Source organism: Paenibacillus polymyxa, from assembly GCF_015710975.1.
Classification (GTDB): Bacteria; Bacillota; Bacilli; order Paenibacillales; family Paenibacillaceae; genus Paenibacillus; species Paenibacillus polymyxa.
Genome location: NZ_CP049783.1, coordinates 3599357 through 3624495 on the forward strand (window position 1 = coordinate 3599357; position 25139 = coordinate 3624495).

The window sequence follows — 25139 nt, forward strand, 5'->3', positions numbered from 1 at the left end:
TGTTTAGAACTTAATTTGCATATGTGCCTCACTTCATGCAGGCATTCCCCTCTAGTTTACCAAACTCCCCATGCTTATAAGTACTAAAATTGTGGATTTACGTAGCAAGTCCATGTATAAATTTTCCTGTTATAATATTCATTATTTTTGCAGTACTGTAATTTGACTTATAAATTTAAGCGCTTTCTACCGATATATATAGCATCACGTTTTGTAATCTACTTCATATTGTTGTTTGGAGGGCAGCATCAGGGGGGGATCGGAGTACTCGTGAAAGTTGAGAGCAGCGTGAACTATTATCCATAGACGAGCTGGAGGGGTTTGGATGAGTAACAAGCTATCGGACAGGACGAAAAAAGGAAAAGGGCTTAGAGATTTAAAGGTCACAACAACGATGATCTCCATGATTGTGATCAGCTTGGTGGGTTTGCTCATTGTATCGTTGGTAGGGGTTATCGGTATGTATCAAGCTAAAGAGGGTCAAGGTATTTTGTATGTGGATCGCTTTCAACACCAAACCAATATTCTTGAAGTCAAAAGTGATTTCTACAATATGCGGGCCAATTATACAAAAATACTCGACAATAAAGAGTATACAGATAAACAATATAAGCAGGTACAGAAAGGAAAGGATAGTGTTACAACCGGGCTAAATGAATTTTCACAAAGGACATTGGATGCAAAGGAACAGAAATTGTATGAGGAACTAAGAGGCAGTATAGACACGTATTTTCAGGATATTGAACAGATCATGGCCGTCAAAAAAAATACTGGAACCTATGACACAGAAGAGAGAGGTCGGATTAATAAATCTAGTACGGCCATAGTTACGATGCTGACTACCATTTCAGATTATAACAATGAGCAATCCGCCAACCTATATCAAAATACGCAAAATGAGATAAAAATGCGTACAATTGTGTTGATCACGGTTCTGGCTCTCGTGCTGGCTGTTCTGATCACAATCTCCTTTGTGGCCATTCAAAACATTCGTTCCCGGATGAGCACCATTACGAAATACTGTGAAGAGATTACCCAAGGCAATTTAACGGCAGCACTTGATCCAGCCTTGCTCAAAGGAAATAATGAGATCGCTGTCATTGCTCGTGCTATTCAGCAAATGACAGATTCAACCTCAATGGTCATTACGGGAGTGATCAATGAGTCGCGCCAAATTAACCAGCTTAGCGATCAGACGAATCTGAATATGACAGATCTCAATGAACGGATTCGCGATGTATCCGCCACGGTCGAACAGCTGTCAGCAGCTATGGAGGAGACTTCAGCATACACCGAAAATATGAATCATTCTGCGGATGAAATGCAGCGGGCAGCAGAGTACATCTCGGTCAAAACTCAAGAAAGAGCTCAGTCTGCCTATGATACAAGTGTAAAGGCCGAAACGTTGAAGCAGGCGGCTAGTCAATCCAATAAAGCGGCCAAGGAAATTTACCAGAAGGCTAATGCAAAGATGACAGAAGCATTAGAACGAGCTAAGGCAGTAGATCAAATTCGTATACTTTCTCAGTCTATCTTGGAAATTACGGCACAAACCAATTTGCTGGCCCTAAATGCATCTATTGAAGCGGCTCGTGCCGGTGAGTCAGGTCGAGGGTTTGCGGTTGTAGCTAACGAGATTCGTAAGTTGGCAGACGGCTCCAAACACGCGGTAGACCAAATTCAGAGTGTTACTCAAGAGGTTGTGCAGTCTGTAGAAAATCTGACTACCAATGCCGAAGAATTACTGCACTTCCTGCAAACCCAGGTGGGCAAGGATTATCAGCTGCTTGAGGACACAGCGGGACAATATTACACTGATGCTGTTGAGCACACGAACACAGTCAATGATTTGAACGCTACCTCTAAGCAGGTAAATGAAACCATCCAAACCATGGTGAGAGCGATCCATGAGATTGCAACCGCCAGCGAACAGTCTGCTATATCTACCCAGCACATTGCTGAGAATATGGTGTCATCAACGGAAAAATCTCGTGAAGTGGCACACCAGTCTGATCAGGTGAAGGAAAGCGCAGCTCGACTGAATGAGCTGGTCGAAGGCTTTAAAATTTAACGAGGACCATACGGTGATGGGTATTTAAATGAAGGACGAAGAAAAACAGTTGGGAGCCGTAAGAAGGCTCCCTTTTTGAGCAGACTCTACTAGATTGCTTTCGTCATCCAGTCAGGAGTCCAAATCTCGTAACTCTTCCTGTTCAGCCATTTGCATCAGCTTATAAATCTGCCGGGTTGTGTTCACATTCCGCACCGTCATTTGCTGATACAGCTTGGTGCCGACTAATTTCGTTAACCCGCTTTTTGTGACTTGTTCCTTGCTGACAGAAAACAAAATCGCCCCGGGCGTATACATGACGTGCCCAATTCCCGGTTTCAAAGGAAGCTTGTCCAGAACGGTAATATCGTTAATTTCATCCCACAGAAACATTACGTCACTTTTCATCTGTGTATCATTAGCCCATTCATCCGGCAGTGCCTCCATAATGCTCTGAATCTCCTTCATATTACGGACGATGACACGGATGGGTAAGCTAAAATCCTCCAGAATCGCCTGTTCCAATACGAGCGATAGCTCCTGGTTGGACCGCTCCTGACTGGAAAATATGATATTTCCAGAATTGATGTAAGTCGTCACATGCCCCATACCTGCATGTTCAAACGTTTGCTTGAGCTTCTTCATCTCGATCTTGTTGTTGCCGCCGACATTGATGCCCCGCAGTAATGCGATATAGATCATAAAAAGCCCCACCTCTCTTTAACCAATAGGATTTCTAACAAAAGGATAGGTAATTCAGCAAATACGTGGTTTGGTTTTCGCCCAACAAATGATGCAGCAATGGTTTTACGTGCTCGATATATGCTGCTTTGGTTTCGTATGTATCTTCATCTATCAATTCTCCCTTAAAGGTACAGGCACCTTCAATCAGGATGGAAAGAGCCGTAAAGAAGTTAGCTAAAGAGTCAGCCACCTGCTGCGCCCCACCACTCTCAATTGCAGCATATACAGGCGAACCGGGTGCGCTAGTATCGACAATGACTGGATCGTCATTAAACGTGGCAATTACAACATGATGGGATGGCCATGAAGATGACTCATGAACAAGCTCATCAGACGTAATAAAGCGATAACCCAACTGTTGGCGATATAAATGTTCTGGTGCGACAAAAAAGAGAACTGCGGCATCCCCAACTTCAACTGCCGCGTTTTTAAATTTGTGTGTTCCCGCTGCCTTGGCATCGATCATTTCATAGTGGCTATACATGTACGCAAGCTCAGGAGATAGAGGAATCCGACTGTCCCAGCAATCTGTTATACTCTCTGAACGGGGCTGGATATCGTGGTCTTGGAACAGCCCGTAGGCTTCATTATACAAGTTTTGCTGGTGTACAAACCGGGTAAGCGCTTCGTTTAACTGTTTCATAGGTGTGTATTCCTTTCTAGTCGTAGGCTATGACCTGCGACATCACGTTTTACTTTTAGCATTAAGATATCATAATATAGAACAGAAGAACATATGTTTCTGTATTTATGCCGCCTTGCCAGTCGATCCAGAATAATTTTAAAATATAGGAGTTCGAAAATAAGGTGTAAGGAGGAGAAAAATGTCTTTTTCTGAAATATACGATTACAAATTAAGAGCCTACTTTAATGAGCGCATTTCTGATTTGAATCATGAAGATCTATTTTATTCCTATCCTGATCAAGAGCAAAATTTAAGAATATTAACTCTGAATATAAATGAGCAGGATCATATTTCTTTAGTGCGATGGCATGATTTATTTGACAGGTCGCTATTTACAAAAATGGATCATCCCATTCTAAGCGTAACGGATGCTGAACGTCTGATTCGATTGCTTGCGCTTATTTTTAACATGTTTGATATACATAAAGATGCTGTCTATAGCCGAAAAAACTTATGTTGTGTTTATTATCAATATCAGATTTCACATGTAGCAGAGAGAGGAAATGAATACTTGCTTACTTCAGATAGGCTATCTTTCCTTCACCATCTTTTATTTGAATTGGGTTTAGGGGATGACATTTATGATCGTCTAACGATTGAAAATAGCAAGATGATGTACAGGATGGAAGACGGACAGCAATATGATTTGCACATTCTAATTGACATTTTGCATGAGCATATTAACAAAAATGAGATGGATATGGATACCCGAGCAGCGCTGGGAAAAATAAAAATTTTGCAAGGAGAGTTGATCAACTTCATCCTGGGCAGTCATGATGTATATGATTTTCCGTATGATGATTTCAACAAGTCGTTTGTAGAAGCAACGAGGTTTATACAAGCCTATAACTCTAATAAAAATAGGTTATTAGAAGTGCTGATCGACTGTATCAATGAACATCAATCTCCAACAGAGCAGTTCATCTCCAATATGATCATGATGAATTACTCCTATTTTATTCTCAAAAGTAATCCTAGCGAAATTACATATTTTAAATGTTTCTGCAAGAAAAAACCGGGTGTTTTTATGAAAGTATTGTCTGCATTGCTTGAACTCAGATTTTTTATCGATAAATCCAGCTTCACAAATACGGGTATAAATTATTATTTATCCAGATTAAAAGGGGTTAAATGATGCCATTTCATCACGTTTCTTTACCCGATTTACCACAGACGATCGGACGTCTTACAGCCATTTATCCACTAAAGGGTGGCTCTCAGGGAAGCATAACCTTGCTGGCATTGAACACACAAGCAGAACTGTGGAGGCTAGAGCTTTGCTCTGGTAATGCCGAATTGTGTACACGTATTTGTATTCCTGATTTTAATCCCCTGCAACCTGTCCAAATGGTGACCAGCCCTGACGGCAAGTACGTAGCCATATCCAATCGTTTTGGCCGGCATGCGGCAGTGTATGATTTAGTCCATGCTCAAGAAAAAATGCAATTATCGCGGGACGAATACCATTATGATAAAAGTATGTTCCCTCTGGCATTTGCTCATCGAGATGGTGCATGTATTCTTGTTCATGGAACGGAATGGAACCGGCTGGATCTGACGGATATAGAAACAGGGAGGCTTTTGACAGCAAGACCTAGCCCTGTTTATAACAACGAAAGCAAAGATGAGCATTATCTAGATTACTTTCATGGGAGACTGCTGGCTTCTCCAGAGGGAAAGTGGATGGCGGATACAGGATGGGTATGGGCTCCATTAGGAGTGGTTCGAACTTGGTCATTATCTGATTGGCTGCTGAACCCATGGGAATCGGAAAATGGTCCGTCAGTTCGCCATCTTTGGCAAACCATAGATTGGGATGGGCCAGTGTGCTGGACAGGACCCGATACATTGGCGGTATGGGGACAGATGGATGCCGATTTACTGGAGGAGGAAGATTGGGGAGAGGAAGGCGTGGAACCGGCGGTTGTCCTATTCGATATGACTCAGCCAGGGTACCGACGTGTGCTTTCTGCGATCCCGCCTCTAAACTGCAAGCCTGATGAATACGGGATTTACCCATATCCCCAAGCGGATATAACCGCTTGCGGCGACCGATTATTCTTATGGGGAAAAGAAGTCCCGCTTCAGGTATGGCGGCTTTCAAGCGGTGTGCGCGAATATATAGATACGGAGCGATTTCCACTCATTTACCATCAAGAGGCAGGAATTTTCATTGAATTAAATCCAGATAGCGGTTGTACAGCCTTGAGCTACGACGAATAAATGGCGTACCGGATATTCTTCCTTCCTAGTGATATGGAAATATATGCATTAGTTATAACAATTACAAAGGAGTGTACATCAAAATGGCACTTAACAAGGATTGTTTTTATGGATGTCTCGCTGGACTAGCCGTAGGTGATGCTTTGGGAACCACAGTAGAATTTAGCAGTCCAGGCACATTCGAACCTGTAACGGATATTGTAGGCGGTGGTGTATTTGGGTTGAAGGCAGGGCAGTGGACAGACGATACGTCTATGGCGCTCTGTTTGGCCGAGAGCATGGTGCGAAAAGATAGCTTTGATCCAGCAGACCAAATGCGCCGCTACACCAATTGGTACCACCTGGGATATATGAGCAGCACGGGAACGTGCTTTGATATCGGTGGTGCGACGAGAACAGCACTGCATCGCTTCGAAGCCACTGGAGATCCGTATAGCGGGTCCGTTGACCCCATGACTGCTGGTAATGGCTCGATTATGAGGCTTGCACCTGTGGCGATGGCCTATGCGAACCGCCCGGAAGAGGCCGTGATGTACGCTGAGCTGAGCTCGCGCACCACCCATGGAGCAGTCGAAAGTGTGGAGGCCTGTGCCGCGCTTGCTTCAATTCTTGTGGCAGGTCTGCGGGGAGCGGACAAAGAATCCATGTTATCAGCTGATGTCTGCTATAAGTGGCGGCAGGAACAGTCAGCTTATTCGGCAGCCATTGAAGAAATCATTCAGGGATCTTACAAGCATAAGGAGCCGCCTGAAATCCAAGGAAGCGGTTATGTTATTCGTTCCCTTGAGGCTGCGCTGTGGGCATTTTACCATTCGGCTTCATTTGAAGAGGGGGCACTGCTGGCCGTAAATCTGGGAGATGACGCAGATACGACCGGAGCAGTGTACGGCCAGATTGCAGGGGCTTATTATGGGCTAAGCAGTATCCCGAGTCACTGGCGCGAGAAGCTGGCAATGAAAGAGACGATTGATGAGCTGACTGAGGCTTTATGGCAGAAGGCCGACAAGGACCGGACACTTTAAGAGGAACAGAGCATTTGTAAATATCAAGCTGGGTTGCTTTTATTATGAAGCAGAACCCGGCTTTTTTGGTTCACTATATTTTGCCGATGACTCATCTCTTGGGATTACTACCCATATCGCCATACTTCCACCCTCCTCAGTTACTTGTCGTTATGACAAAATGAAATCCAATACAAATAAAACTTCACTTTACTGATCTTTTAGAGGAGGAACTACATTGTCACATCTAGATAAACAGCTTTATTCATTTGTCGATATTTCCAATAATATAGAAGGGTTTGAGATCGTTTCGACCCAATTTGGTCCTGATGGACGCGTGTATATTTTGCTCATTGATAAAGTCCCAGAACGAGTGCGGGGGATGTTCACGCCTGCTTCTCTTAAAGAGAGACGTACTTACAAGGTACTCATTCTAGACGATCACATTCAAGAGGTGTGTTTGGAGGGGCAGCAGTTCAACTATCATTATGTACAGCCGCTACAAGATTATTTGTTACTCGTCGGAGCACGATGCCATTATTACGGACCTGATCAATACGATCTAAATGGTAAAATTATTGATTATGAAGGTCGTACTGTGAATGAACTACTGCTTGGAGACGGTATCCAGAGTGTTCAGGCTACAAAAGAAGGTACGATCTGGACCAGTTATTTTGATGAAGGTATATTCGGGAATTATGGTTGGAATGAGCCTGTGGGGTCCTCCGGCCTTGTCGCCTGGAATAAAGAGGGACACAAAATATATGAGAACCAAGCGGCAGACATTCATGATTGCTATGCTTTGAACGTGGTTAGCGAGCAGGAAATCTGGTTTTATTACTATTCAGATTTTTCATTAGGACGTATTTCCGGTAGCGACCTTACGAATATTACGTTTATGAATCCGAGGATTTCCGGCTGCTCCGGGGTGGCTACAGATGGGTATCACTTTTTGTTCGACGGCGGGTATGGCAAGAATGGACAATATGTCTTGAAAAAGAATGTGAAGCCAGGCAACTTGAGCAAAGGACAACACATTTGCTTTTTAAATGACGATCAAGAGTTCCTTCAGCCGCACGAACAGGATTTCAGAAAAGACCGCCTGCTGCTCCGTGAAGGTTCTCTGCTGTATCAGGTGGCTGTTGAAGAGATAGCATAAAAACCCACGTCAGACGTGGGTTTTTCCTTAACACCAAAAATACTTATTCATACGTTTTGACAAGCTCATTCAGGGAGGTAATGGTGCTGCCTTCCCCAATAGCACCGAATTTCCATTCCCCTCCATAGCGGTATACTTCACCTACACGGATGCTACACATCCCTTTATAGTCCTCTGTCAAATTGTATCGGAGAATCTCTTCATCTTGCGACGCATCCAATACTCGAATATAAGCATTGTTCACCATACTGAAATCCTTACGTCTACCAAAGCTGAAAAAACGGAATATATTCACAATAAATACGACTCTATGCACTTCAGGTGGTAGTTGTTGAAGGGATACAGTAATGACTTCATCATCACCGGCACCATGTCCTGTCAAGTTGTCACCACTATGTACGACGGCCCCGCAAGGGCTATTTTTGTTTCCGAAATATACTAGATTTTTCGTCTGGGTTAGCTTGCCGTTCTCATTAAGAAGCAGCGCTGACGCATCAATATCCATGCTTCTACCCCTCATAGGGTCCCATCCAAGCCCTACTTTCAGCACGGATAAGTGTGGATTATTTTTGGTTAGGTCTACCTTCTGTCCTTTAACTAGACTAATACTCAACGTTATGCCTCCCTATCATTATTTTTGTTCTACTCTGAAATTGTAGCATATATATAGAAGGATATAATCTATTCGTAACTTCACAGATTTTTTTCCGTATAAAGATAAAAACATGATCCAAATTCGTTCGCTCAGGGAGAAATGCAACCATGTTTAAACAAAATGAGAAGTTGAGGTAATGCATCATATGAATGAAAAATTTCGAGCCGATACAGGATACCAGCTGGCTGAGCAGAAGGCGCTCCAGTATTTTGCATCACTCTATAATCAGGTCAAGGATAAGACTTATGTGACTTCTCTTACAGAAGATATCCATATATGGAAAAGGAATCATATCCGTCCTTCTTCATGGTTATCCTTCATTTCGCGGAATAAGAGAAAGCCGGATACTCGGGATTATGACAGATACATTCAATGGCTGAGTTACACAGGCAAATTGGATGATTATCTGAAGCGAAGTGTCTCTTATATTTACATGAGGGATCTAGGCAAGGCTCTAGATTCTGCGAACACACAGACCCGGATTCAGCGCGTTATTGCTGACGTGAAAAGATATTTGCTTCAACCCACCCGTGCTAATAGAAGAAATCAACCGGAGTTTATGAATATAGCCAGGGTGTATCGGTGGTCTCAAAAGGAAGGGATCGAAGCCACTGTAATCTGGCTAATCAACAAGCTTAACTCTGTATCTTCTCATATTCCCGAGGAAATGGATGCAGAGCACGCCCAGCGCAAACTGATTAAAATCATCATTGGAGTTATTCTGCATGTGATGGAAGAAATGGACGAAGCCGTGTCACCTGTTGAGCGTTCGCGCAGACTGGATGAAGCGATTAGGCTTGGGTATTCCTATGGGTTGACTTATCCTTTTATTGATGATCTTCTCGATTCTCAGCTGTTGACCATTCAGGAGAAAGAGCAATACTCCCATATGATACGTAACGCGCTTCTTACCGGATCTGTGCCAGAGCTGGGCGACTGGACCGGTGAGCATATGAATTTCATTTGCTATATCCATTCGGAGCTCTCGGATGCTTTTGAGTATATTAAGGCACATCAGCGGCCAGACACACAGCAAACCTTTTTCGAGCAGTCCTACGTTTTCTTTCATTCTCAAGATATCGACCGGGATAAGAATCTAGCGCGAACTCATTACACCAATGAAGAACTGTATATACCCGTGATTTTAAAATCTGCTTCTTCCCGCTTGATTGTCCGTTCCGTGATTAGTGCTCCTGAGGATGAAGGGTTTGAGCAACGAACATTCTTTTATGGTATCTATAACCAGCTTGCTGATGATTTTGCGGATATGGCTGACGATATGAGAGACGGTGCAGTAACACCCTATACCTATTATTTAAAATATCATCATCAAAGATCGGATTTGATCAATCCCTTCGAGCTATACTGGGCGGTCATTTCTAATTTGATCCATAACGTGTATGACTCGGATGCTATGGCTCGCGAGGTAATACTGGACCGTGCAATAAATGGACTCAAACGTTATAAAGAACGGGTAGGTGCAGAAAAGTACAATGAGATAATGGAGATTTTTGCATCCGGGAATCCTGAATTCAATCGTCTCGTTCAGAAAATGGTAGGCAAAGCAGAGGATGTAGATTTCTTCGATAAGCTGCTTCGGGACCAGATGATTACCCATCTGAAAAACGATTCGAGGGAAAAGGAAGACTTTATGAATACGGTCAAAACAGTCCGTGATCAGATTAACAACCAATTGAAAATTACCAAACCTCCTGGGATCGAGGTCATGAAAGAACAGCTTATTGATGCTGCAAATTATAGTCTTGAGGGGGATGGGAAAAGGATACGACCTATTTTGACTTGGGTCATGGGCGTAAATGAATATGGATTAGACGCTTCGGCAATCGTACCTCTTCTGCGATCACTGGAATATATGCATACAGCCTCCCTGATTTTTGATGATTTGCCTTCCCAGGATAACGCTTCTACCCGTAGAGGGCGTCAGACATTACATCAGGTGCACAATAGCGCTACTGCGGAATTAACCGGACTATATCTGATCCAGAAGGCCATCGGGGAGCAAGCATCACTGAGTCAGTTCAACGCTGAGACTGTGCTTGCCTTGATCCAATACTCGGCCCGTAAGGCAGAGGATATGTGTATGGGTCAGGCGATGGATCTGGATTCCAAAGGAAAGGCTTTGACCTTGGAGCAGCTGAATATGATGTGCTTTTACAAAACAGGAGTGGCGTTCGAGGCTTGTCTCGTTATGCCAGCCATGCTTGCACAGACCGAGGAATCAGAGATTGCTGCTTTGCAGAAATTCGCCCATCATATGGGGATTGCTTTTCAGATCAAAGATGATTTGCTTGATGTGGAAGGAGATACGCTCTTACTTGGAAAACCTGTGGGTCAGGATTCGGATAACAATAATTCGAATTTTGTGTCCATCCTTGGTTACGAAGGTGCCAGTAAAGAGATGTGGGAGCACTACTGTCTTGCCATGGAAGCATTAAAAGAGGTGCCCCGCAATATCTCTTTTTTGAAGCATCTGATGAATTATATTGTGAACCGGGATCGTTAAAAAGAATTGTGCCCCAGATATGTCTGAATAAACAAGCAAAGATGTGAATATCTGGTGACTTCAGTACCGTATTTTGTCCGTTACGGCGCGTTCTCCCTTATAATGATTTAAAACGGACAAGGAGATGAACTCCAGATGAAAAAAGGAATCTTGGTCGCTTCAGGGTTGGTTGTTGCGGCATTGGGGACGTACCTGATTGCAGGAAATATGCAGAAAGAAGGAACGAACAAGATCGAGACAACCGATATCAAGCAATTGGTGCATGATTTCAGCGCAGGCAAGGGAACAGGTCAATCCGCTTCCATTAATTCCAGTCAGTTGATGGTCACAGGGGACAATACCCAACCCATAACTTATGATTTGCCTGACAACGAGTTTTTTGTTTCGATTGCGCCATATGTAGAAGAGACCCACCCTTGTGCAACTCATAGTCTAACCGGCTGCCAAGGCGAAATAAAAAATGGAGAATTCAATGTGACCGTTCACGACTCCGAAGGGAATATCATCATGGAGAATGCTGCCATGAAATCACAACCCAATGGTTTTATTGATCTATGGCTACCGAGGGATAAAACCTACCGCATTAGCGTGAATCATGAAGGTAAAACGGCCAAAACGGAATTCTCTACATATGAGAAAAACGATACATGTATCACAACGATGCAGCTAAGCTAACGACAGAGAATAATGGGGGTGAGCTTACAGATCGCTCGAACGCTTTAAGTCTGCAACACCTCGCGTGTTCATAGCTTTTTTTAGAAAAGAGCCTGCGTCTGACGGAGGCTCTTTGTGCTGCCCTAATCTTTTGCTGGAGTTACTGAACGGGTTGGGAGGAAATCTATGAGGAATCAGATAGCAAAACTTTAAATTGTGTATACTAAAAACCTATTAAAATAGCTGCAAACTTCCGACATATTATCTAAGAGCTTTTCGCTCAATATTCCTTGGGGAGATGGCAGCATGTCACAAAATATGAAGAAGCGCGTATTCAGATCATCCAGTATCGCCAACACATTGGCCATGGTCTTGTTAGTTATTATCGTTGTCGTCTTTGCAACCTTGGGGACGTTCATGTATGCGAGCACGCAAAGTATGCTTGTCAAGCAGCAAGAGGCCATGCTCCAGACCAAGACGCAGGCCACCGTCAGTCAATTTGATGCGTTATTTAAGGAAAAGGGCTCGCTGGTCAAACAAATGTCAACCAACACTTTATTTAGACAATATATAGAAACCACCGAATCAGCAGAGATGGCGAAAACTTCTCCATATGCTGCGGAAACAGTAGCAACTCTAGCAGCCATTGTAAAGGAAGAGCCATCTTTTGCCGACGCCTGGATTGCAGGAATACATGGCAAAGGCTTCTTTCTTCAGAATGATGGTGCTGCTTCCAAACCGGATTTCGATATCCATTCGCGTCCGTACTTCAAGCCGGCTGTTGAGGCAGACGGTTTGTACTACTCAGAACCCTATAAAGACGTCAATACGGGGAGTGTCGTCATGGGCATTTTCTATCCGATCAAAGATAGCAGCAACCAATTAATCGGCTTTGCAGCTGTAGATATTGCCTTCAAAGACATCCCTGCCGTTATGCAAAGCTATTCGCTTGGAAGCACAGGTTATTCGATTCTTGCGTCCAAAACAGGTGATATTTTGTATCACCCTGATCAAAATAAAGTGCTGAAAGAAAAGATTAACGAAAGCACAGGTGATCTTGGCGAGATCGGTAAGAAAATGATTGCTGGTGAGTCTGGAGTGCAGCTAATTAATGATAACGGCGAACGTCGTTACATTGGGTATGCAACCAGTAAAGATACGGGGTGGTCCGTAGGCTTAACCATCTCTGAACAAGAGGCGCTCTCAGAATTAAGAAGCTTTACCTGGATTACGATTGGCGGTTTTGCCGCAGCCACCATCCTGCTGGTTGTAATTTGTTATATAACGCTCCGTTATCTGTTGAGATCCATTCCGAAATTGCTCGCCAAAATCAAGCTAATTGAAAATGGAGATTTGACCGTTCCGTTTGATACGAATTCCCATAACGAAATCGGGCAAATTTCTCAAGGGGTTTACAATATGGTTCAAAAAATTCAAGGTATGCTCCAAATGGTGGGCGGCTCAGCTCAAGTGTTAAATCAGTCTTCTCATGATTTGCAATCCATTTCTTCCAGAACCGCAATTACGATGAACGACACTGCGACAGCAATTAATGAAATTGCCAATGCAACGAATTATCAATCCATCGAGACGGATAACATTTTACAAAAAACCGGTGCCTTATCCGGCCAAATTGACGAAATTGCCAATGATGCCAAAACCATCGAAACGATGGTGCAAACCTCTGCCGAACAAAGCGGACAAGGGCTTGCAGTAGTAGATCAGCTATCCAAATGGGCGGAAGAAAATCATAACTCCACACAAGCGATGTCGGCTATCATTCAGGATATCGATCTGAGCCGTCATGAGATTTCGGGCATCGTGGATACGGTCAACCAAATTGCAACGCAGACCAACCTGTTGGCGCTCAATGCTTCCATTGAAGCTGCGCGTGCAGGAGAACAGGGCAAAGGGTTTGCCGTGGTTGCCGGGGAGGTTCGCAAGCTGGCTGAGCAGACGGCACTGGCGACACAGGAAATCTACAAGAAGGTCCGCGTCATCGAAGAAAAAACTAGCGTATCGGTTGAGCATACCGTTCACGGTCTGAAAATCGCAGAAGAAAATGCGAGATCGGTGGAGGACACGAAGCAAGTGTTCTTTAGTATTAACAAGGATTTGGAAGATTTGAAATTACGAATGATCCAGATCAGCACCAACACCTCCAAAGTCCACAAGCACAAAGATGAGATTTTACAGGCGTTGGAAATCATCTCTTCCACCACAGAAGAGAACTCCGCTTCAACCGAAGAGGTTAGCGCCAGCACGCAGGAACAATTGGAGAGCTTCGAACAGGTTGCTGAACTATCCAAACAATTAAACCAATTGTCCACTAAGCTTCAAGACGAATTAAAACAGTTTAAGGTTGAGTAACATGGTAGGTGGCGGCGATGCTATGGGATGATGTGACGGAGGAACTGGACAAATAAAGGTAGAGCATTTTATGATAATATAAATTGGACTTAATGATCAATAATTCACTCTGAAAGAATCAGGGACTTAAGATGAATATCCATCTTAAGTCCCTTTTTTTGTGTAAAATTAGATTTCCAATTTTTTGAACGGCTGATATACTAAGGAGGCAAGTGAGATGAAGATAAACCTACTTTATCGGGATAAAAAAACGATCGGCGGGACGCGTAGGCTGATGCGGTTCCCTTTTCTACGGAACGAGGTGAATGGAACCCGGATCAGTGGCAAGAAATGCGCGATGCATTGGTGGCAAGGGGCTACAGCAGCAAGACGATTAAAGCATACATATCGCAAACGGAACGCTTTTTTGCAAGATTGCAAGGGACCGAAGCAAGCACAAATGATGCGACGGTGCAAAAATACGCGTCGGCGCTGCTCGAAAAAGGCCTTTCGCACGCTTATGTTAACCAAGCGATCAGCGCACTGAAATTTTACTTTCGCCATGTGCTAAAGCAGCCCAAATCCGCCGCCTATGTTCGTCCGAAAAAGGAGAGTAAACTGCCAGATGTGCTGTCCCTGAATGAGGTTATGCGTCTGTTGAAAGCAGTGAAAAATCTAAAGCATAAGGCTATTCTGTACCTGACGTATACATCCGGGCTACGGGTAAGCGAAGTGGTGAGGTTACGTCTTGAAGACTGCGACCGTGAACGGAAATTACTGAAAGTTCGTCATGGAAAGGGCAGGAAGGATCGGCAAACGCTGCTATCCGAAGCGGCTTTTGGCGGTGGTCGAGCAGTATATAGGGGTGGAGCGGCCAGAAGACTGGCTGTTTCCAAGGCAGAGGGAAGGCCGCCACCTGACGGAACGTTCAGCGCAGAAAGTGTTTGAAAAAGCGCTGGCTGAAGCGGGCATTCGCAAACAGGTGAGTATCCATTCGCTAAGGCATTCTTTTGCGACCCACTTGCTGGAGAATGGGATTGATCTTCGCTATATTCAGGAACTGCTAGGGCATCAGAGTGTGCGAACGACGGAGCGGTATACACATGTGAGCAGACGGGACATTGGGCGGATTAAAAGTCCGTTGGATCGGATGAGCGGGCTGGAGGATTGAAACGCAGAAAGTGCGGGAATAAGGAGAAAAGTGCAGGATTTACGAAGTTCGTGAATATGACGAAGAGAGCATTCTTTCGAAAGTGCGTAAATAATACGTTATGAGAAATCAAATTAAAGGGGAAACCAAGAGTGGGAAAAAAACTAACTATATTTCTTGTGGATGGATCAGAAACAGGACCTAGAACAATTGAAATCGGTAATTGGTCAGGTAAGGCTTTATATTCACAGCGTTCTTCTTTGCCTAAAATCATAGAGCGACCCGAATTTAATAGACCAGGAGTCTATATTCTAAAATCTTTACCTAACAACGACAACTATAATGAACGCATATACATAGGTGAAGCAGAGAATCTTAAAAAGAGATTAAAGCAACACTTAGCGGATTCAGAAAAGGATTTTATCGAATTTGTAGCCTTTATAAGCAAGGATGAAATGCTTACTAAATCTCATATCAAGTATTTAGAATCTCGAATTATTTCTTTGTCTAAGGATGCGAAAACAGCCGAAATTGATAATGCTGTACAGCCTGAGTTAACAACTCTCCCTGAAGCTGATATTTCAGATATGGAATACTTTTTAGAGCAGATGAAGTTGATTTTTCCAGTAGTTAATTTTATGTTCTTGGTTCCTTCTACCCTTAAACAATCAAATGATAATATAATTTCATCACCTCAGGTTAGTAGTGATATCATATACACGCTAAAAAGCAAAAGAGCTTCTGCTAAATTGATAGAAACTGAAAAAGGCTACGTAGTTCTATCTGGATCTCAAAGCTGTAAACAGACGTCAAGTTCAATTTCCGAGGGATGGATCAAGCAGAGAAACAAATTGATAGAAACTGGAGTTCTGATTGATGGCGGGGAATTTTATATATTTAATGAGAATGCGATTTTCTCCAGTATCAGTGCAGCGACTGCTGTAGTATTAGGCCGTCAAGCAGCAGGCCCTGTAGAGTGGATAGATGTTAACGGAAGAACGTTTAAGCAAAATCAAGAAAAGAAATTTGAAAGTGAAAGCAATGAAGAGTAATTTGACATCTCATAACATACATATTCAAGCAGCGGCTCCGATGGAGCCTTGGTCTGCTGGAGGAATTCGAGAAGGAATTTCAGCAGACAACCTCTTCGGGGTTCATGAATACAGAAACGTTATCAGAAATCAGCGTGAAGTGGGTGAATAAATGAATAGAGGCATAAGTTTTGAAATTCCAAATTCTTATGGAAACCATCTTGGAGAGATTTTAAAGCCAATAGATATAACTACTTTCAGTTGGTTTATTGGTGGAGAAGAGTCATATTTTATTGTTGATGATACTTTAGGGGGTAGTCTCTTTCCAGACATGGTTACTGGAATGGATGGAGAAGATCTTAAAAAGATTATTGATTACAACAAGTACTACTTAATATTTGCGAATTTAAAGGCGTATCCAAAAGGAGCAAATATAATAGATGTAATGTCATATGAAGAATATATTGCGAGTGAGTGTCAGATTATTCTTCTTGTGATTGATAGCGTGTACATAACAGTTTACTGCAAAGACTTTGAAAAACTTGAGGACTTATATGATCACATAAAGAGAAAGGGATATAAATCTCTGGAATATATAACTGATGAAAATGATACAAGGACAAGACTATCAGTTTGGTGATTAAAAACAAAAAAATGATTGTTGTAAGTAATTCAAGGAAGACGCTGAAATCGGATAACATAATATTCAAGCTGCGGCTCTAATGGAGCCTTGGTCTGCGGAATGAATTTCGGAGAGGCATTTCAGCAGACAACCCCGTTGGGGTTCATGAATATAGAAACGTTATACGACAGAATCAAAATGAAAAAGAGCCAGAAGGCTCTCAATCTAAATATATATGTAATTCGTTATGCAGGTGAAGAGCGTCCTTAAAACCTTGCAAATAAATTTCACGTTCTAAAATAGCTTGAACAGAAAGCTCAGCATCATCGTAAAGGAATAGGGTCTTCTGTATATTCTCCGGTACTCCTTCATGTAACTGCTTGAAGTAGAGATTCCGCTCGGATGAGAACCGGTTGTAGCTGGAGTTGTTTTTGATAAGCTCGCCATATAAAAATTCAATTCGAGTCTGAATCAGTGAATCAAGTAAGACTTCTAAAGAATTATGCATTTTGAACACCATCCAACGTATTTGATTTTATGAATAAAAGTTCAACTTATTAAATATAATTTTAACATAACAAACAATTAAGTCAATACATGTTGAAGATGTTTTTGATAAAGAAAATATACTTTCATATAATTAAAGAAAAATTCACTTGATGTGTGAAAGGAATATCAGATGATTAGTTATAAACCTTTTCAAAAATTATTGATCGACAGAGAGATTAAGAAGCAGGATTTATTGAAAATGACAGGTATCTCGTCTGCAACAATGGCGAAACTCAATACGAACGAATATGTGTCATTAGAAGTGATTGATAAATTATGTACGGCTTTAGGTTGTCAGCCAGGAGATTTATTGGAACATATAGCAGAACAATGACAGAATAGAATCAAGAATGAATGTTGGTTAATCGAAGAAGTGATTCCATCGTATAACATAATATTCAAGCAGCGGCTCCTTTGGAGCCTTGGTCTGCGAGAAGATTTCAGGGAAGCATTTCAGCAGACAACCCCTTCGGGGTTCATGAATACAGGAACGTTATGTGAAATTGAGAAGATGCTTAAAGAATTTAGTCGAAGATCTATTTAATATAGGAGAGATATTTATGGAAAAAATAAAGTTTTTCTCACCGGATGATTTATCTTGCGGAATGAACTTGCAAAAGAGTGAAGTTATTTTAAATGAATATTACCAAGGTACAAGAAAGATCGAAAATATTAATGATGCTATCGAAATTTACAATATCAAAAAATTCTTTGATAACAAATTATATTTAACAAAATGGACGCCAACGGATATCGAAAACTTTGAAAAAATTATCGCTAACATTTTTGGTACGGTAGCTAGGTATGTAAGGTCTGTTGATGACAAAAATTTAGAGAATACATACCAAGAAACAGTTTTTTATTATAAATCAGATTTTTGGAGGCTTATTGATAAGTTCAAAACATATCAAAATATCTCAGTAGATATTATTGAGAAGCTTCTTTTTTCTTCTAAAGTTAGACTGAATGAAATATTAAAAAGTAAAAATCTCACTGAGTATTAAGGAATCGAATTAAAAAAATATATGCTTAGTGAAAAATCGACTGCGGAGATTCTTTTGGATAAATATGAGATAAAACATTTTAGAGAGAAAGAAGAAATATATCTTCCAAAAGAATTAAGCAATCACGACAAAGAAATTATACTTTTAAATTATATAGATAGTGATGTGCCTAATTTAAACTACTTGAGACTTATTAAAAATATTCAAAGTAATAAAGATAAGATTGAAGTCTCTCCAAGAACTTTATTAAAGGCTAAAAGAAAAGCAGAAGAGCAAGAAGAACGGTTTTTTGAGAAAAGTTCAGGTATGGAAATGGAAACCACCGTTATATTCTCAAAACACGCGGAGAAGGAAGTATTTCTAGACAATGAGGGGGTAAAAACTACAGCGACCTATAGTTCTAAATGGATTGAAGATAATTTAGATCAAGCTACTTTACTCAATAATTTTATATATATGTTTGAATTTGTTGATAGACAAATGAGATGTGCTTTTGTCAATAAAGAAAGTGAGATGGGAGCCTTTGAAAGGTTTGCATTCATGTCTGCTCAGACTGGATATACCAAAGGCGTTGCATTTGACCATAAAAATATTTTTGCATTACTTCAGATGAATGGTTACTACAATCAACTTTTTAGTAATGGAATTAGATTAGAAGAGGTCATTGAATGGTTTTTTGTTGAATATCTTTTTGAAGAATTTAATGCATTTGGTTTTAAAGTTGCTATGCCCTCAGCCAATTCAACCTTTCTTGAAAAATGTACTGCTGTGATGCCCGCATTAGAATCAACTCTTAAGCAGTTTATTTTATACGTTGAAGAAAGACAAATTGATTTTGAGTTGCTGGAAATTCGTTCTGAACATTTAGTGTATAAAAATATTCCTTCTTTAATTGATAAGAAATATGTATATGGTATTGGTGAAGAATTTAAACAGGTAACTTTTTTGCTCTTTTCAGATCAAAGTGGACTAGGGTATGTTGGTGAAAATCGAAAAACTTATAATGATTTCTTCGATTTATTAAGAAATGAACAATTAAAAATGAACGATTTTCTATCATTTGATATGCCTCGTGTTCAGTGGTTAATTGACCAAGACTATTTGAAAGTTGACAGTGGCGGATTCCTTGTTTTTTCAGACAATCTTCTCGTGGCAATACTTTATGATTTGTACAAGAACGATGTAGTTGCTTATTGGAATTGTCCACCTGAAGCAAGAGAGAAACTAGATCAGTTAGCAGCTAGAAATGTTATAGAATTTGAGAATACACTTTTTTCAAGACCGGAATATCATTACATTAATTATTTACTTAACAAATCTCAATTTAATAATGGACTAGATTTAAGGAACAAGTACAGTCATATGCAACCATTTTCCGAGGATGAAGAGAAAACGCATGCTCATAATTATTATGTCTTTTTAACTTTGTTTATTGTCACAGTGATAAAAATAAACGATGAATTTTGTAGTGAATTATCTTCAGAAAGTATCAACTTCACATAACATAATATTCACGCTGCGGACATTCGTCGTACACTCGGCATACGCCGGGTCGTGAATACAGGAACGTTATCTGAAACCAATGCTCAATGCAAATAAAAGACAAAAATTAAGGAGCCAATAATGCAATTATCTCAGAATAGTATGAGTGGAATTAAAGGCTGGCTGCTTTTCTTTGTGATCTATTCTTTTTATCTACTTATAAGTAATTTAATAGGTCTTTATTTCGAATTTTATATTTATATGTTAGTTGGAACAATTGGTTGGAATCTTGCTAGAAATATTTCTGTCGGAATATATTTATTTTCTGAAGTCTTAATTATTGTTTCTCTAGTGCTTATATTGAAGAAGAAAAGGAAAGGACCAAATATAATAATTCAAATTGAAATAATCACTATAATATTTGGATTTTTAAACTTCATTCTCACAATTAACAAAATAGATGAACTCCCAAGTTTAATCTCTACAATTATTTTTGGATCAATATGGATTTTGTATTTTAAAAACTCAAAACGAGTCAAAGCAACATTTGAAAGTTAATCAAGAAGGCATTGGCATCAGATAACAAAATATTCACGCATCGGGCCATTCGGCCCTCGGTCCGGCAGAGACATTTTGGGGAGTGGAAGCAGCCGGACAACCCTGCACTGGCTAAGTCCGTCGGACCCGGCGCGTTCGCTCCTTAAGCCAGTGAGGGTTCGTGAATACAAGAACGTTAGGCGAAACCTCGAAGTGAATTGAAAAAATAAAAAAAGGAGTTAGATACAAATATGGAATTGAAACTTGTCCCAGTAAGCCCTGAAGATAAAAGTACACTAATTAATTTGTATGAATTGTACGAGTATGACTTCAGCAAATATACAGGTCGAGATGTAGATAGAAACGGAAAATTTGAAGTGAACATAGATTATTATTGGGAGGGCGACGAACGGTGGAATCCATTTTTTATAGAAGTAGCAGATACAATCGTTGGCTTTATAGTAGTCCTTTTTGAGAATATGGATACTGATCCAGATCCGACACATGTGATATACGATTTTATGATTTTACAGAAATATAGAAGATCAGGTATGGGGCGTAAAGCAGCAATAATGGCATTTAACATGTATAAAGCGAATTGGTTAGTTTCTCAGATGGAAGAAAATATTACGGCAATAACCTTTTGGAGAAGCGTAATAAATGAATTTAAAAAAGGCAATTACACGGAAAGATATAGAGAAGAACGAAAAAAATATATTCAAGAGTTCACTACAAAGATCTAATGACACTAAAGTAGGGTTATTTCAGAGCGGCATCGCCTAACACCAAATTCATGCTTCGGGCATACGCCCTGGGTCCGGCAGGGGGATTTCAAGGAAGCGAAAGCAGCCGGACAACCCCGCACTGGCTAAGTCTGACGACCGGTTCGCTATCGTTCACTTAAGCCAGTGAGGGTTCGTGAATTCAAGAACGTTATGTGAAATCAGCTAGGAATAAAAAGATTATATTTAGGAGCAAGCACTATGAAGCGAATTTACAAGCATATCGAAGAATACACAGATCAGGAAATAAAAGATATTTTAACTCGTCAAGAAGTAGAAGAACTTATATATTTACCACTTTCAGTTGGAATGTATCATCACAATTGGAAGTTTGCTCAAGATATATGTCTTAAAACAGCGGAACATGATAATCCAAATGTAAGAGCGAATTCTGTATTGGGATTAGCACATATAGCAAGAACTAAAAAACAGTTAGATAAAAGACTAGTAAAACCAATCATTTTGAAAGAATTAAAAAATAATATAGAACATAAAGGAATAATATTAGATGCTATAAGTGATATAAATTTATTTATGAAGTGGAAACTAGCAAGGAAGCATAATTATTAGTTGACTCGAAGAAGAGCTGACCTCACATAACATCGCATCTACGCTGCGGGCGTTGCCCTTGGTTCGCTAGAAGTGGAAAGCAGAGAAGCCGGGATCAGCTCACAACCCTGCGAGGCTAAGTCCGTTGGACCCGGCGTTTTGCGCCTTAAGCCTCTCGGATTCGTAGATACAGGAATGTTATATGTAATCATCTTTAAACTAGGAGGAAGTATGCCAACATATTTCTCAATACAGTATTCCTTTCCCTATGACTATTTCTATGCTAACTTTACTCAAGAAATCTATGAAACGATATTTGAATGTTTTTCTTTTAAATCAGGTTATTGGAATTCTGAAGATAATAACCTGGAAGAAATTATCTCATGGAATTCTAAACTATTGTCAGATAAGTTTAAATTGGAATTTGATCAGCATGTCAGACATAATTACAAACAAGTATTGTTACAGTCGAATCAATTTAGTCATTTAAGATTATTTTGGACGTATCAATCCAATGAAATCATTTTACATCTGATATTACCGGAAGACGAAATAGAGTTGGATGACGATAGTTGGAAATTCAATGGAGAACAAATCGCTCCTCTACTAAATCTCTCAGTGAAAATTTGGGAAAAATATAGATTAAATATGGTGCAAACTTATAGAGAATTAGGAGCACCTGTTAGTTTAAGAGAAGTTTTAAAGGGCAAATTAGCTTCGACGGATCCATTTTCAATTATGGGATTTGAACTTTTTGAGAAACAGGAGAATCTTGAAAGTAACTACAAAACAATAGTAATAAAGAACGGTCTTCTTATAATTGAGCAAGAATATGTGAGCTTATTCAATGAGGTCAGATGACTACATATAACATAATATTCACGCATCGGGCATACGCCCTCGGTCCGGCAGAGGGATTTCAGAGAGCAGAGGCAGCCTTGACACACCTGGCATACGTCAGGTGTCGTTAATACAAGAACGTTAGACGAAACCATTAAGGAGAAATACATTATGAGATTTCAAATAGGTGATGAAACAGATAGACACTTGGTGAGTGTAATTGTCCATGAATTTTCACGATGTGAATTAGCATTTGACCAATTTATTAAATTAAGAGGAATAAAGCATAAAGGAGACTTGGTTTTTGACAATAAGATCGATCTCATGACGTATAATGCATACTCTTTATTTATTCAGCACCTTTATGAATATTTTAAAGGATGCGTTACTCGATCAAGAGAAAATACAGGTAATATTTCGTTTGAAGTTATTGATAGCTTGATGAATAGAGAAGTAAATAAAATCCAAAAAAATTGGCGAGACGCTATAGATAATAATTATGCGCCTAAATGGGCTAATGATAGAAGCTACTATGAGGATGTATGTCCAGAAAACTTCGGAAGAGATTTCCGTAATATTAGAAACAATGTTGCTCATGTAGATTTCAGAAGAATAAATGGAGGAAGCCGACTTACTTTAACACAATTTTATAAAGACTATCATAAATACGCTATATTGCTGTTTTATAACGGTAGGGATTATTGGAGCATATCCGATTATGGAGATTTAGATTTTGGTGATATTACTTCCTTTAATAAACTCACCTAAATGATGTTCAATACGTCGAAAAGAGCAATGGCATCGTCTAACATAATATTCACGCTGCGGACATTCGTCCTTGGTCCGGCATTCGCCAGACACTCAGCATATGCTGAGTCGTGAATACAGGAACGTTATCGGAAATTACCGTAAAATCTAAAGGGAGATGACACATAATGAGATTTCAACAAATTAAGAGAGTAACAGTTCAACTAAGTGAAACTGATATAAAAGAGAATAGAATTCATTTTGATCAAGCTACAATCCATCATTTAGGGTTAACTGATATATCAAAAATTCAAATTGATGGTGATGAAGATCACTATTTTAGAGCCGATGATTTTGGGCATGGCGCAAGGATTGAAAAATTAAGTTTTATAAACGAGAATTTTAATCATTTATTTTATGTGAATAGAAATATTGAGATTGAAATCCTATCAAGAAAACCATGTAAATTAAAATTTTATATAATCCAATAAGAATTTGGAGGTTTTTCGAAGAGGACAGTAACAACCGATAACAACACATTCACGTATCATCCGACTGGCACCGACCTCGGTCCGTAGGAGGTATTTTGAGGAAGTGGAATCAGCGGACAACCCTGCACCGACTAAGCGCATCACGCTCAGGCCTTCGGCCTTTAAGTCGGTGAGGGTTCGTGAATGCAGCAACGTTAGATGAAACCAATACAAGATCTTAAGTAAGGGGTAGAGATATATAATGATTGAATATAATATCGAAACGATTAATAGATTGTTTCAACAGCACCATATAAATGATGAGATTGTAAGTTTTCAAAGCCTATCAGGAACAACTTCTGGAATAGTTTTAAAATTAGAATCAAAGCATGGAATTAAGTACATTTTGAAGTCTGATACTCCAATCCAGATTGAATTAGTTGAACATTTGCTTCATACCTATAAGCATTCAGTATTATTACCTAAAGTTCTTTTATCAGCCCAAGATAAGTCATATTTTGTTTATACATTCATTGATGGTATAACTCATTTTAATCGTAGTAAAAAAAGAAATTGGATGAGAATCCTAGTAAAAGAACTGCTCAACCAATATGTTGAACATCAGGGGGAAAATACATGGGGAAGAATAGAATTCCCTCGAGAAACATGGAAGGAATTTAATGAAATTAGCATTGAAGAAGCAAGAATGAATCTGAAGAATGTATTATCGCCAGAAGACTATCAATACGTAAAATTAATGTCAAAAAAACTATTTAATGATGATTCAAAGCAAGGAAATAAGTATTTATTGCATGGGGATACAGGCGTTCATAATTTTGTTTTTAATGATTCAACACTAATTGGTGTGATTGATCCGTCACCGATGGTGGGACCAATCATATATGATTTTTTATATGCATTTTGTTCTTCACCTGATGATATTAATACTGATACTTTGTTTGCCGCATCGGATTTACTTGAACAAGGTAATGTTGAGAGAACCAGATTAATTAAGGAAACACTGATACATCTTTATTGTCGAATAGGACTTAGTGTACGGCATCATCCAAATGACTTGACTGAATATATACAGGCATGGGGATATTGGAAACAATTGTGTAAGCAAATCGATGAAGGCACTGGCATCATCTAACAAAATATTCACGCATCGGGCCATCCGGCCCTCAGTCCGGCAGAGGAATTTCGGTGAAGCGAGTCCAGCAGACAACCCTGCACTGGCTAAGTCTGACGACCCGCGCAAGCGCGCTTAAGCCAGTGAGGGTTCGTGAATAGAGAAAACGTTATCTGAAATTACCGATAGAACATCAGAAA

The 25139-nt window shown here is 40.2% G+C and carries 26 protein-coding genes; 22 read left to right on the forward strand and 4 right to left on the reverse strand.

Translation table 11 applies throughout. From position 1 onward, the window contains the following. Positions 1 to 325: 325 nt before the first annotated feature. Positions 326 to 2071, forward strand: a complete 1746-nt coding sequence (locus G7035_RS16070) for a methyl-accepting chemotaxis protein (protein WP_019688156.1) — start codon at positions 326 to 328, stop codon at positions 2069 to 2071. A 111-nt stretch (positions 2072 to 2182) separates the two neighbouring features. Here G7035_RS16070 and G7035_RS16075 read toward each other — a convergent pair whose 3' ends face one another. Both G7035_RS16075 and G7035_RS16080 read right to left on the reverse strand, forming a co-directional pair. Further along, a complete protein-coding gene (locus G7035_RS16075) occupies positions 2183 to 2752 on the reverse strand; it encodes a DUF1697 domain-containing protein (RefSeq protein WP_017428290.1) in 570 nt (189 codons plus the stop codon). 34 nt (positions 2753 to 2786) lie between these two features. Further along, positions 2787 to 3437: a hypothetical protein gene (locus G7035_RS16080; RefSeq protein ID WP_019688155.1), complete on the reverse strand. Its 651-nt coding sequence runs from the start codon at positions 3435 to 3437 to the stop codon at positions 2787 to 2789. A 181-nt stretch (positions 3438 to 3618) separates the two neighbouring features. Between G7035_RS16080 and G7035_RS16085 the strand changes: the two genes are divergently transcribed. The 4 genes from G7035_RS16085 to G7035_RS16100 all read left to right on the forward strand — a co-directional run bounded on the left by G7035_RS16085 (position 3619) and on the right by G7035_RS16100 (position 7862). Next, positions 3619 to 4614 carry a hypothetical protein gene (locus G7035_RS16085; RefSeq protein ID WP_019688154.1) on the forward strand — a complete coding sequence of 332 codons (996 nt, stop codon included), beginning with the start codon at positions 3619 to 3621 and terminating at the stop codon, positions 4612 to 4614. After that, positions 4611 to 5702: a hypothetical protein gene (locus G7035_RS16090; protein WP_230877313.1), complete on the forward strand. Its 1092-nt coding sequence runs from the start codon at positions 4611 to 4613 to the stop codon at positions 5700 to 5702. Before G7035_RS16085 ends, G7035_RS16090 begins: the two co-directional genes overlap by 4 nt. A gap of 83 nt (positions 5703 to 5785) precedes the next feature. Beyond that, positions 5786 to 6724 (forward strand): ADP-ribosylglycohydrolase family protein, encoded by a 939-nt coding sequence (locus G7035_RS16095; RefSeq protein WP_019688152.1) that lies wholly within the window; start codon positions 5786 to 5788, stop codon positions 6722 to 6724. Between the two features lie 217 nt (positions 6725 to 6941). Beyond that, positions 6942 to 7862, forward strand: a complete 921-nt coding sequence (locus G7035_RS16100; protein ID WP_019688151.1) for a hypothetical protein — start codon at positions 6942 to 6944, stop codon at positions 7860 to 7862. Between the two features lie 43 nt (positions 7863 to 7905). On the opposite strand, the gene G7035_RS16105 is transcribed toward G7035_RS16100, so the two are convergent. After that, positions 7906 to 8475, reverse strand: a complete 570-nt coding sequence (locus G7035_RS16105) for a TerD family protein (RefSeq protein ID WP_019688150.1) — start codon at positions 8473 to 8475, stop codon at positions 7906 to 7908. A gap of 178 nt (positions 8476 to 8653) precedes the next feature. On the opposite strand from G7035_RS16105, the gene G7035_RS16110 reads away from it, so the two are divergent. The 7 genes from G7035_RS16110 (at position 8654) to G7035_RS16135 (ending at position 16865) form a co-directional block, all read left to right on the forward strand. Beyond that, positions 8654 to 11041 (forward strand): polyprenyl synthetase family protein, encoded by a 2388-nt coding sequence (locus G7035_RS16110; protein ID WP_019688149.1) that lies wholly within the window; start codon positions 8654 to 8656, stop codon positions 11039 to 11041. Positions 11042 to 11176: 135 nt separating this feature from the next. Continuing rightward, positions 11177 to 11716, forward strand: a complete 540-nt coding sequence (locus G7035_RS16115) for a CueP family metal-binding protein (protein ID WP_019688148.1) — start codon at positions 11177 to 11179, stop codon at positions 11714 to 11716. A gap of 285 nt (positions 11717 to 12001) precedes the next feature. Beyond that, positions 12002 to 14065 carry a methyl-accepting chemotaxis protein gene (locus tag G7035_RS16120; RefSeq protein ID WP_019688147.1) on the forward strand — a complete coding sequence of 688 codons (2064 nt, stop codon included), beginning with the start codon at positions 12002 to 12004 and terminating at the stop codon, positions 14063 to 14065. 330 nt (positions 14066 to 14395) lie between these two features. Continuing rightward, positions 14396 to 14992, forward strand: coding sequence for a tyrosine-type recombinase/integrase (locus G7035_RS16125; protein ID WP_237709736.1), 597 nt, complete (start codon positions 14396 to 14398; stop codon positions 14990 to 14992). Beyond that, positions 14910 to 15215, forward strand: coding sequence for a tyrosine-type recombinase/integrase (locus G7035_RS27695; protein WP_259347986.1), 306 nt, complete (start codon positions 14910 to 14912; stop codon positions 15213 to 15215). Before G7035_RS16125 ends, G7035_RS27695 begins: the two co-directional genes overlap by 83 nt. Before the next feature lie 131 nt (positions 15216 to 15346). Continuing rightward, positions 15347 to 16246, forward strand: a complete 900-nt coding sequence (locus tag G7035_RS16130) for a GIY-YIG nuclease family protein (protein WP_019688146.1) — start codon at positions 15347 to 15349, stop codon at positions 16244 to 16246. Positions 16247 to 16397: 151 nt separating this feature from the next. After that, a complete protein-coding gene (locus G7035_RS16135) occupies positions 16398 to 16865 on the forward strand; it encodes a DUF2691 family protein (RefSeq protein WP_019688144.1) in 468 nt (155 codons plus the stop codon). A gap of 202 nt (positions 16866 to 17067) precedes the next feature. Here the strand turns inward: G7035_RS16135 and G7035_RS16140 are convergent, their stop codons facing one another. Then, positions 17068 to 17355, reverse strand: coding sequence for a hypothetical protein (locus G7035_RS16140; protein ID WP_115293078.1), 288 nt, complete (start codon positions 17353 to 17355; stop codon positions 17068 to 17070). A gap of 171 nt (positions 17356 to 17526) precedes the next feature. On the opposite strand from G7035_RS16140, the gene G7035_RS16145 reads away from it, so the two are divergent. The 10 genes from G7035_RS16145 to G7035_RS16190 all read left to right on the forward strand — a co-directional run bounded on the left by G7035_RS16145 (position 17527) and on the right by G7035_RS16190 (position 24960). Next, positions 17527 to 17730 carry a helix-turn-helix domain-containing protein gene (locus G7035_RS16145; RefSeq protein ID WP_019686344.1) on the forward strand — a complete coding sequence of 68 codons (204 nt, stop codon included), beginning with the start codon at positions 17527 to 17529 and terminating at the stop codon, positions 17728 to 17730. 226 nt (positions 17731 to 17956) lie between these two features. Beyond that, positions 17957 to 18400, forward strand: a complete 444-nt coding sequence (locus G7035_RS16150; protein ID WP_019688338.1) for a hypothetical protein — start codon at positions 17957 to 17959, stop codon at positions 18398 to 18400. A gap of 54 nt (positions 18401 to 18454) precedes the next feature. Continuing rightward, positions 18455 to 19903, forward strand: coding sequence for a hypothetical protein (locus G7035_RS16155; protein ID WP_147288174.1), 1449 nt, complete (start codon positions 18455 to 18457; stop codon positions 19901 to 19903). Between the two features lie 120 nt (positions 19904 to 20023). After that, complete coding sequence (locus G7035_RS16160) at positions 20024 to 20440, forward strand: DUF2569 family protein (protein WP_019688336.1); 417 nt, start codon at positions 20024 to 20026, stop codon at positions 20438 to 20440. 230 nt (positions 20441 to 20670) lie between these two features. Beyond that, on the forward strand, positions 20671 to 21162 hold the full coding sequence (locus G7035_RS16165) for a GNAT family N-acetyltransferase (protein WP_019688335.1): 492 nt from the start codon (positions 20671 to 20673) through the stop codon (positions 21160 to 21162). 240 nt (positions 21163 to 21402) lie between these two features. Next, positions 21403 to 21771 (forward strand): hypothetical protein, encoded by a 369-nt coding sequence (locus G7035_RS16170; RefSeq protein ID WP_115293077.1) that lies wholly within the window; start codon positions 21403 to 21405, stop codon positions 21769 to 21771. Between the two features lie 72 nt (positions 21772 to 21843). Beyond that, a complete protein-coding gene (locus tag G7035_RS16175; RefSeq protein WP_230877786.1) occupies positions 21844 to 22611 on the forward strand; it encodes a hypothetical protein in 768 nt (255 codons plus the stop codon). Positions 22612 to 22761: 150 nt separating this feature from the next. Beyond that, positions 22762 to 23358: a hypothetical protein gene (locus tag G7035_RS16180; protein ID WP_019688353.1), complete on the forward strand. Its 597-nt coding sequence runs from the start codon at positions 22762 to 22764 to the stop codon at positions 23356 to 23358. Between the two features lie 167 nt (positions 23359 to 23525). Then, positions 23526 to 23828 (forward strand): hypothetical protein, encoded by a 303-nt coding sequence (locus G7035_RS16185; protein WP_019688352.1) that lies wholly within the window; start codon positions 23526 to 23528, stop codon positions 23826 to 23828. A 241-nt stretch (positions 23829 to 24069) separates the two neighbouring features. Next, the gene (locus G7035_RS16190) at positions 24070 to 24960 is read left to right on the forward strand and encodes a phosphotransferase (protein ID WP_019688351.1); all 891 of its coding nucleotides are present in this window, start codon (positions 24070 to 24072) and stop codon (positions 24958 to 24960) included. Positions 24961 to 25139: the final 179 nt, after the last annotated feature.